The organism is Brevundimonas sp. (assembly GCF_032107865.1).
Lineage (GTDB): Bacteria > Pseudomonadota > Alphaproteobacteria > Caulobacterales > Caulobacteraceae > Brevundimonas.
The window spans coordinates 1-9,862 of the sequence record NZ_DAMCNG010000100.1; the positions used below are offsets into that span (position 1 = coordinate 1).

Genomic DNA, 9,862 nt, shown 5'->3' on the forward strand with positions numbered 1-9,862 from the left:
GGCGCCGACGGCCGAGATGCGATGCTCGGCCTCGGTCCAGGGCATGTGGGCCAGCAGCCAGCCGCCCGGCGGCTGCGTCGTGAAGTCGGCGGCCTCCGCTTCGGGGGCTGCGGACAGGGAGATCAGACGGCGCTCAAAGACGAACGGCAAACCGTCGGCCAGGTGCAGGGTCTGCAGTTCGATCACCCGCTCGCCCAGCCCGTCTTCCTCACCGCTCGCCGGGCGGACGATTCGGCCTAGCAGCCGGTGAGAATAGGCCAAGCCCCGGCTCTCGATCTCGCCTTGAATATCGGGAATGGAGACCAGGGCCGAGGAGTGCAGCGGCGGATGGGCCACCACCGTCCCGGCGCGACGCCGCCTCACCACCAGCCCACGCGCCGCCAAATCGGACATGGCGCGCGACACCGTCATGCGGGCGCAGCCGTATCCCGCCGTCAGTTCAGCCTCGGTCGGGATGCGGAAACCCGGCCGCCATTCGCCCGAGGCGATGCGGCGCTCGATGTCGCCGGCGATGCGACGATGAAGCGGCTCCTGATCCATGAAACGAAAATGCCTCTTGCACGCAATAATGTCTAGACATAACAGTGCGACCAACACACGACGGCGGCTGACGCTGCATGGAGGATTCGATGGCCACGCCCAACACCCGTATCATTCGTAGCCCGCGTGGGCCGGAAAAGACCGCAAAGACCTGGGCGGCCGAAGCCGCCATGCGCATGCTGATGAACAACCTCGACCCAGACGTGGCCGAACGTCCCGAAGACCTGGTCGTCTATGGCGGCATCGGCAAGGCGGCGCGCAACTGGCAGGCTTTCGACACCATCGTGGACCAGCTTCAGAAGCTGGAAGCCGACGAGACCCTGATGGTCCAGTCGGGCAAGCCGGTCGGCGTCTTCCGCACCCACATCGACGCGCCGCGCGTGCTGATCGCCAACTCCAACCTGGTCCCCAAATGGGCGACCTGGGACCACTTCAACGAGCTCGATAAGAAGGGTCTGGCCATGTACGGCCAGATGACCGCCGGGTCGTGGATCTACATCGGCACCCAGGGCATCGTTCAGGGTACGTATGAGACCTTCATGGAGGCGGGTCGCCAGCACTATGGCGGCGACTGGTCAGGCAAGTGGATCCTGACGGCGGGTCTGGGCGGCATGGGCGGCGCCCAGCCGCTGGCCGCGACCATGGCCGGCGCGTCCTGCATCACCATCGAGTGCCAGCGCAGCCGCATCGAGTTCCGCCAGCGCACCCGCTACGTCGACGTCATGGCCGAGACGTTGGACGAGGCCTTGGCCCTGCTGGAGCAGTCGTTCAAGGACAAGAAAGCCTTGTCGATCGGTCTGTTGGGCAATGCAGCTGACCTTCTGCCTGAAATGGTCAAACGCGGCGTCCGTCCCGATCTGGTGACCGATCAGACCAGCGCCCACGACCCGGTCAACGGCTACCTGCCCTCAGGCTGGACCGTCGCCGAGTGGGAAGAACAGCGCGTCAGCGACCCGGCCGCCGTCGAGACCGCCGCCCGCGCGTCGATGGCGACCCACGTCAAGGCCATGCTGGACTTCCAGAAGATGGGCGTCCCCACGACCGACTACGGCAACAACATCCGTCAGGTCGCCTTTGACGAAGGCGTCGAGAACGCCTTCGACTTCCCCGGCTTCGTGCCCGCCTATATCCGCCCGCTGTTCTGCCGCGGCATTGGCCCGTTCCGCTGGGCCGCCCTGTCGGGCGATCCCGAGGACATCCGCAAGACGGATGAGGCGATGAAGAAGCTCTTCCCCGACAACGCCGGTCTGCACCGTTGGCTGGACATGGCGGGCGAGCGCATCGCCTTCCAGGGCCTGCCGGCGCGCATCTGCTGGATCGGCCTGGGCGACCGTCACCGCGCAGGCCTGATGTTCAACGAAATGGTCGCTTCGGGCGAACTGAGCGCCCCCATCGTCATCGGCCGCGACCACTTGGACAGCGGCTCCGTCGCCAGCCCGAACCGCGAAACCGAAGCCATGATGGACGGCTCAGACGCTGTGTCCGACTGGCCCCTGCTGAACGCCCTGCTGAACACGGCCTCGGGCGCCTCGTGGGTGTCGCTGCACCACGGCGGCGGGGTCGGCATGGGCTATAGCCAGCACTCGGGCGTCGTCATCGTCGCCGACGGCACCGAAGAAGCCGCCAAGCGGCTGGAGCGCGTGCTGTGGAACGACCCGGCCACCGGCGTCATGCGCCACGCCGACGCCGGATACGACATCGCCAAGGACGCCGCGCGCGAACATGGCCTGAACCTGCCCTCGCTGGACCTATAAGCTTATGACCACCACCATTGAAATCGGCGCCGCGCCGCTCACCCTCGCCCAGCTTCGCTCGGCCCTGAACGGCCCGGTCAAGGTCAGCCTGACCGACGCCGCCTGGGCCAATGTTGAGAAAGGTGCGGCAGTCGTCGCCGCCATCCTGGCCGAGGGCCGCACCGTCTATGGCATCAACACCGGCTTCGGCCTACTGGCCAACACCAGCATTGCTGCGGAAGACCTTGAAACCCTTCAGAAGAACCTGGTCCTCAGCCACGCCTGCGGAGTCGGCGAGCCGCTGAGCGCGGACACCACCCGCCTGCTGATGGTGCTGAAGATCGCCAGCCTGTCGAAGGGCGCTTCGGGCGTGCGACGTCACACGCTGGAGACCCTGATCGGCATGGTCAACGCCGAGATCCTGCCGCTGATCCCGTCCAAGGGTTCGGTCGGCGCCTCGGGCGATCTGGCGCCGCTGGCCCATATGTCGTGCGTCCTGATCGGCGTCAGCGAGGCCCGCTATCAGGGCCAGACACTGGACGCTGTTTCGGCGCTGGCCAAGGCCGGGCTGAAACCGGTCGTGCTGGGCCCCAAGGAAGGCCTGGCCCTGCTGAACGGCACCCAGTGCTCGACGGCGCTGGCCCTGACCGGCCTGTTCGCGGCCGAAGACGTCTTCGCCGCCGCCATCGCCGCGGGCGGCCTGTCGGTCGACGCCCTGCTGGGTTCGGACGCGCCGTTCGATCCCCGCATCCACGTCCTGCGCGGCCAGCCGGGTCAGATCGACGTGGCCCGTCGCCTGCGCGAACTGCTGAACGGCAGCGCCATCCGTGAGAGCCATCGTCACGACTGCGCCAAGGTGCAGGATCCCTACTCCCTGCGCTGCCAGCCGCAGGTCATGGGCGCGACGCTGGACGTGCTGCGCAACGCCGCCGCCATGCTGGAGCGTGAAGCCAACGCCGTAACCGACAATCCGCTGGTCTTCATCGAGGACGGCGACGTCATCTCGGGTGGCAACTTCCACGCAGAACCTGTTGCCTATGCAGCAGATCAGCTCGCCATGGTCCTGTGCGAGATCGGCAACATCAGCGAGCGCCGCACCTCCATCCTGGTTGATCCCAAGATGACCGACCTGCCCGCCTTCCTGGTCAAGGACAGCGGCGTGAACTCGGGCTTCATGATCGCCCAGGTGACGGCGGCGGCCCTGGTGGCCGAGAACCGCATGGTCGCTCACCCTTGCGTCATCGACACCGTGCCGACCAGCGCCAATCAGGAAGACCACGTGTCGATGGCCACCCATGGCGCGCGTCGTCTACTGGACATGGCCGCCAATACGGCGACCGTGGTCGGCATCGAACTGCTGGCCGCCGCCCAGGGGATCGAGTTCCGCCGTCCGCTGACCTCGTCGCCGGAGCTGGAGCAGACCTACGCCATCGTGCGCGAGGCCTGCGGCGCCTATACGGAAGACCGCTATTTCGCGCCGGACATCGCCCGTGCGACGGAAGGCGTACGCGCGGGTCGCTATCGCGCCTTCGCTCGCGATCTTCTGCCTTCGGCTTGAACCGGACGGCGGTTGAAGGCTTTCGTATCAAGAGCGAACGCAGGACGCCGCCGACCATGAACAAAAGCGCCGTCATTCTGGCTTCCGTCGCCCTTGTCCTGACCGGACTGGGCGCGGCGGGCTGGGCCGCCTGGAATTCGACCTCGGCGGCGCATGTCGGGCGGGCGTCAGGTCCGGCCGTCGCCATTGACGTCGTGCCGCCCGTCGAACCCGATCTGCCGGTCGGCACCATCATGGCGGTCGGAGAACTGCGGGACGGATACGAGCACGATCCCGAACGGCTCGCCGCCACGGCTGGCGACGATGAGCCCTATGTCGAGAGCGCTTGGCTGGAGTTGATGCCCGACCTGCCCGCGCCTCCGACGCATGACGCGCCCCCGACCATCATCCGGCCCACGGCGCTCCCGCCCGCTCCGCCGTTGAAACCGGACGACTACGGCTTCGGGTTCGATACGCCCCAGCCCGACTACGCGGCCGAGCGTGAAGCCCGCCAGTCCGCGCTCAAAGACCCGCCGACACCTGAAACCCGCCCCGCGTCAGACAGCGTCTTCTATTGAAAAAGGCCCCGGTGAAACCGGGGCCTTTTCCTTGTCAGCGCATCGTCGTGACGGAGACGGTGTAATCGCCTTCCTGCGCCGAGCTGAGGCTGTTGGCGCGGAAGGAATAGGAGCCCGAACGCAGGTTCTGGGTAACCATGGCGCTGGTGCCGCCGCCGCTGTCGTCGTCCGAGGCCAAGCTGTCGCCGTCGCACTGCGGGCCTTCGTGCAGCGAGAGGTAGGCGTCGAACTGCGCCGAATCCATGCGAACCGACACGCTGCCCGAACGGCTCACGTTCAAGGCGTAGCAGTCGTAGAAGGAGCTGTCGTCGGCCTGACGGTCGCTGAACTCCAGACGGCCCTGGCGGCTTTCACCAACCGCAATCGGCACGACCTGAGTCGTCGGACGCAAGCGCTGGCCTTCCGAAACGCTGAGACGGAAGGCGCCGGTCTGGCCCTCGCTCAGGGTGTTGGCGCGGATGATCCAGTTCCCACCGTTGGAGACGAAGCGCAGTTGCGAGTCCGTACCCATGTCGGGGCCATCGTCGTTCGTCACCGAAGTCTCGTCGCAATCCGTACCAGCGCCTGCCATCAGGAAGCTGTCGAAGTCAGACGACTGCATGGTCACCGTATAGGCTTGGCCCGCCTGGGTCTGAATCACATAGCAGCGATAGTGCGACCCGTCGTCCATACGGGCGTCCTTGCTGCTGAAGTTTCCGGTTACGGTCTGCCCAGGCCGGATGGAACTCTGGGCCGCGGCGGCGCCGGCCAGAATCAGGGAGGACGCGAGTACCGACGTCATCAACAGGGCGCGCATGGGAATCTCCTTGGGTGCGACGCAAAAACGCAGGGGCGAAAATGCCCGACTTACTTGGAAGGAAGCAACGGAACTCGTTTCAACGCGGCTAAATTTGAAGCGTTTACGCAAAAACACACGGTTCGCAGTTGCCGAATGGTCAGTTGGAACCGCTCGATGACCGCTTCGGTCGAGACGGTCGCCGCCTGAATGACGCCTGAGGCCATGCCGACGACATCGGCGCCCAGACGAATCGCCTTGGCTGCGTCCACGCCGTCGCGCACGCCGCCCGATCCGATCAGCAGGGCGTCCGGCAGGGCGTTGCGCGTCTCAGCCAGGGCGCGCGCGGTCGGGATGCCCCAGTCGGCGAAGGCCAGGGCGTGCGCCTTATCCGCCGGATCGGTCGCACGCTCACCCTCGATCAAGCCCCAGTTGGCGCCGCCCGCCCCCGCGACATCGACCCCTGCCGCGCCCATGGCGATCAGGCGCTGGGCCGTAACGGCGGAGATCCCCGCCCCCGTCTCCTTGACGATGACCGGCGCGTCCAGATCGCGGATGAGAGCTTGCAGCGCCGCGCCCACGCCCCACCAGTCGCGATCCCCCTCAGGCTGGCAGGCCTCCTGCAGCGGGTTCAGGTGAACGACCAGGGCGTCTGCGCCGATCATATCCAGCGCCCGGCGCGCCTCGTCCCGGCCGAAGCCGCGCGTCAGCTGGGCCGCGCCGATATTGGCCAGGATGGGCGTATCCGGCGCCTTCAGCCGCAGAGAGAAATCCAGACCGCCCGCCGCGCCGCCTTCCAGCGCCGCTCGCTGCGAACCGACCGCCAGGGCGATGCCCAGGTGCTGGGCCGCCTCGGCCAGGCGGGCGTTGATCGCCTCGGCCCGCGCCGGGCCGCCGGTCATGGCGCTGATCAGAAAAGGCGCCTTCAGCCGCCGCCCCAGGAAGTCGACGCCCAGATCGATGCGCGCATGATCCAGGTCCGGCAGGGCCTCGTGCACGAACCGCCAGTCGTCAAAGCCCGCAGACAGAGCATGACGCCCGCCGCCGGCCAGCACCACGTCCAGGTGCTGGTCTTTCCGGCCCAGGATCAGGGCCGAGGCGGCGTCGTCGTCAGGTTCGCTCAGGGCTGCCGCTCCGTGATCAGCACATAGTCGCCGGTCGAGTTGGAGCCGAAGCTACGAGCGCGCAGCACATAGGAACCGTCGCGCGGAGCCGTCCAGTTCAGGCGGGCGTGGGTGTCCGACAGGCTGTCGTCGTCCTCCTCCAGCTTGAAGTAGTCGCCGTCCTTCTCCTCGCCGACCTCGACCACGGCGTCGAAGCTGCTGGCGATCAGGGTGAAGCGCAGCTTCTCATCCGCCTTGGCCTTGAAGTGATAGGCGTCGTAGTAGACGCCGTCGTCGGTAAGGCTAGCCCGCTCGCTCAACCGCCCGCGCACGGTCGAGCCGATCAGCAGGCTGCCCGGCGAAGGTTCGTCGCCCAGATCCTGAAGCTCCAGCGCATAAAGGCCCTTGGCGTCGCGCGACCACGAACGGGCACGCAGCACATATTCGCCGGTTTCCGGCAGGGTGAAGATCAGACGAGCGTCCGTTCCCTGGCCCAGACCGTCGTCGTCGCTGGCGATTTCGCTGAAGTCCTCGCCGTTTTCGCTCAACTGCAGATAGGCGTCAAAATCGCCGGACCGCATTACGGCCTGGATGCGCTGCCCCTCGGTTCCGCTGAAGACGAAGGCGTCATACAGGCGTCCGTCGTCATCGGTGGCGTCGTTGCTGGTCAGTTCGCCCTCGACCGTCTGGCCGAATGCGATGGCCGAAGGCGGCGGCGGCGGCGCGATCTCTTCGATGTTCAGCGTGTAGGGGCCCTCGCCGCTGGAGAAGGCGCGCGCCTCGATCAGGTAGTCGCCGTCCTCGGCCAGGGTGTGGGTCAAACGAGCGTTCAGGTCGCCGGCGCTGTCGTCGTCAGTCGCCAGGCTGTTGTGGTTGGCGTCGAACAGTTCGAGGTAGGTGTCGAAGCCGTCCGCCTCCATGGTGATCGCTACACGCTGCCCAGCGCGGCCGCTGAAGCGATACAGATCGGTCGGAGCGCCGGAATCGCTGGTCGCGCTGTCCGAGGTCAGACGGCCTCGCGTCTCTTCGCCGACCGTCACCGACGTGGCGGACGGCGCCGGCGGCCCCTGCTCCATCGACAGACGATAATCGCCCTCGGCCGAGCCGTTATAAGAGGTGACGCGGATCAGATACTCGCCCGCCTGCGGGGCCGTGAATACGAGGCGCGCATTGAGGCTTGAGCCGCCATCATCGTTCTCGGCGATCTGAACGAAGGCGCCGTTCACGATGCGGCCGACCCGCAGGAAGCTGTCGAAGTCCTCGGACTCCAGGTCGATCTTCACCCGCTCGCCCGCCGACGCACGGAAGGCGTAGGCGTCGTAACGCTTGCCGTCGTCATCCTCGGCGCTGTTGGACCCCAGGCTGCCCGTCTCATCGCGGCCGATGGCGATGCGGCCCGGTCGCGGCATTCGCGGAGCGGCGCGCTCTTTCAACGACAGCTGATAGTCGCCGGTCTCCATGCCCGAGAAGGTGCGAGCGCGCACGATGTAGACCCCGGCCTCGGGCGCGGTGAACCGCAGACGCGCGTTCAGATCGCCCGCGCTGTCGTCGTCGCTGGCCAGCGACTCCCGCAGGGAGCCTTCGGCGTAGACTTCCAGATAGGTGTCAAAGTCATCCGACGTCATCTCGGCTTCCAGCCGCTGACCGGCGCGCAGGTTCACGCGGTAGTCGTCATAACGATAGCCGTCGCTGCCGCGCGTGCGGGCGTCGCCGTCTTCCAGTCGACCGCGGAGGTCATCCCCCAGCCTGGCGTCGGTCGCCGATTGGGCCCAGGCGGCGCCGGTGGACAGAAGAGCGACAGCACTGACCGCCGCGAACAGGGAATAACGCATAAAAACCTCTTTGCTGGCGTCATCATAGACGCCGAACCGCAGCGCCTGTAAATCGCGGCAACGCTTTCCAGTTCCCGGCAGATGGAGCCAATTATGGCTGTCGAACCCGCTCGCGCCTTGTTGATCGACGGCAAGGCCTTCTCCCAGACCCTGGTGGAGCGCGTCGCTGCGGCCGCCGCACGGCTGGAATCCGCCCATGGCGTCAAGCCCGGCCTGGCCGTCGTCATTGTCGGCGAAGATCCCGCCAGCCAGCTCTACGTCCGCAACAAGGGTGAGACGACGCTGAAGGCCGGGATGCGTTCCGACACCCACCGCCTGCCGGTCGAAACGACTCAAGAACAACTGCTGGCCCTGATCGCGTCGCTGAACGCTGATGCGGGCATCCACGGCATTCTGGTGCAATTGCCCCTGCCCAAGCACATCGATTCGGCCGCCGTGCTGGACGCCATCTCGCCGGACAAGGACGTGGACGGCTTCCACGTCGTCAACGCCGGGCGTCTGGCCGTCGGCCTGCCGGGCATGATCCCCTGCACCCCGCTGGGCAGCCTGATGCTGCTGAAGGATCAACTCGGCGACCTGTCGGGCCTGAACGCCGTCATCGTCGGCCGCTCCAACATCGTCGGCAAGCCGATGGCGCAACTGCTGCTGGGCGAAAGCTGCACCGTAACCATCGCCCACTCGCGCACCCGCGACCTGCCCGCCCTGTGCCGCACCGCCGACATTCTGGTGGCCGCTGTCGGTCGTCCCGAGATGATCAAGAGCGACTGGATCAAGCCGGGCGCGACCGTCATCGACGTGGGCATCAACCGCGTCCCCTCGCGCGATCCGGTCAAGGCCGCCGAGGGCAAGACCCGCGTGGTCGGCGACGTGGACTTCAACGAGGCGGTCGAGGTCGCGGGCCGCATCACCCCCGTTCCGGGCGGCGTCGGCCCCATGACCATCGCCTGCCTGCTGGCCAACACCTACACCGCCGCCTGCCGCGCGGCGGGCGTAGAGCCGGAAGACCTGAACGGCTGAGATCTGCGTCAAAAATCCAGCCTTGAAGCGGAGCCTTTCGGGCCCGATAGTCTTTAGCGATCAGCGGTCCTGACGACCGCCCGCAGGAGCTTCTTCATGGCTGGTTTCTCGCCTCGCATCGCGGCCGTCGCCGCTGTCGTCGTCCTGGCCCCCGCCGTGGGCGCCTGCGGCTACAACACCATTCCGACCAAGCAGGAGCGCGCCGAGGCTGCGTGGGCCGACGTCCAAAGCCAGTATCAGCGCCGCGCCGACCTGGTTCCGAACCTGGTCGCCACCGTTCAGGGCGCAGCCATTCAGGAACGCACCACCCTGACCCAGGTGATCGAGGCCCGCGCCAAGGCCACCAGCGTCAACATCGACGCCTCCAACCTCGATAACGCCGCCGCCTTCCAGCAGTACCAGCAAGCGCAAGGCGAGCTTTCCAGCGCCCTGTCGCGGCTGCTAGTGACGGTCGAAGCCTATCCCCAGCTTCAGGCCAACCAGAACTTCCTGACCCTGCAATCGCAGCTGGAAGGCACCGAAAATCGCATCGCCGTCGCGCGCCGCGACTACAATGAGGCCGTGCGCGACTACAACACCGAGCTGCGCACCTTCCCGAGCGTGATCTGGGCCAAGACCCTGCACGGCGGCTCCAAGCCGATGCAGTTGTTCACCGCCACGGCCGAGGCTCAAACCGCGCCGAGCGTGAACTTTGACCTCGGCGCCCAGCCCGGCGGCGGCGCGCCTGCAACCACGCCCGGCGCAGCG

General features: G+C 66.9%; 9 protein-coding genes. 5 read left to right on the top strand and 4 right to left on the bottom strand.

Features of this window, described 5'->3' with window-relative positions; genetic code table 11:
* Nucleotides 1–540: GntR family transcriptional regulator (locus RT567_RS09700; RefSeq protein WP_313576126.1), on the bottom strand; the 540-nt coding region annotated here is incomplete at its 3' end.
* Nucleotides 541–629: 89 nt separating this feature from the next.
* Between RT567_RS09700 and hutU the strand changes: the two genes are divergently transcribed.
* From hutU to RT567_RS09715, 3 genes are read left to right on the top strand one after another with little or no spacing between them, the layout of a single operon-like run.
* A complete protein-coding gene (gene hutU, locus RT567_RS09705; RefSeq protein ID WP_313576128.1) occupies nt 630–2,294 on the top strand; it encodes a urocanate hydratase in 1,665 nt (554 codons plus the stop codon).
* Between the two features lie 4 nt (nt 2,295–2,298).
* On the top strand, nt 2,299–3,831 hold the full coding sequence (gene hutH, locus RT567_RS09710; protein ID WP_313576130.1) for a histidine ammonia-lyase: 1,533 nt from the start codon (nt 2,299–2,301) through the stop codon (nt 3,829–3,831).
* Nucleotides 3,832–3,887: 56 nt separating this feature from the next.
* Nucleotides 3,888–4,388, top strand: a complete 501-nt coding sequence (locus RT567_RS09715; protein WP_313576132.1) for a hypothetical protein — start codon at nt 3,888–3,890, stop codon at nt 4,386–4,388.
* 34 nt (nt 4,389–4,422) lie between these two features.
* Here the strand turns inward: RT567_RS09715 and RT567_RS09720 are convergent, their stop codons facing one another.
* The 3 genes from RT567_RS09720 to RT567_RS09730 are packed head-to-tail and all read right to left on the bottom strand — an operon-like array spanning nt 4,423 to nt 8,098.
* On the bottom strand, nt 4,423–5,184 hold the full coding sequence (locus tag RT567_RS09720) for a peptidase (RefSeq protein WP_313576133.1): 762 nt from the start codon (nt 5,182–5,184) through the stop codon (nt 4,423–4,425).
* 50 nt (nt 5,185–5,234) lie between these two features.
* Nucleotides 5,235–6,287, bottom strand: coding sequence for a type 2 isopentenyl-diphosphate Delta-isomerase (gene fni, locus RT567_RS09725; protein WP_313576140.1), 1,053 nt, complete (start codon nt 6,285–6,287; stop codon nt 5,235–5,237).
* Entirely contained in the window at nt 6,284–8,098 is a 1,815-nt protein-coding gene (locus RT567_RS09730; RefSeq protein ID WP_313576135.1) for a PPC domain-containing protein, read from the bottom strand. The genes fni and RT567_RS09730 overlap by 4 nt, the downstream gene beginning before the upstream one ends.
* Nucleotides 8,099–8,191: 93 nt before the next feature.
* Here RT567_RS09730 and folD point away from each other — a divergent pair, with 93 nt between their 5' ends.
* Both folD and RT567_RS09740 read left to right on the top strand, forming a co-directional pair.
* Nucleotides 8,192–9,115 (top strand): bifunctional methylenetetrahydrofolate dehydrogenase/methenyltetrahydrofolate cyclohydrolase FolD, encoded by a 924-nt coding sequence (folD, locus tag RT567_RS09735; RefSeq protein ID WP_313576137.1) that lies wholly within the window; start codon nt 8,192–8,194, stop codon nt 9,113–9,115.
* Between the two features lie 96 nt (nt 9,116–9,211).
* A partial coding sequence (locus RT567_RS09740) for a LemA family protein (RefSeq protein WP_313576138.1) occupies nt 9,212–9,862 on the top strand: 651 nt, incomplete at its 3' end.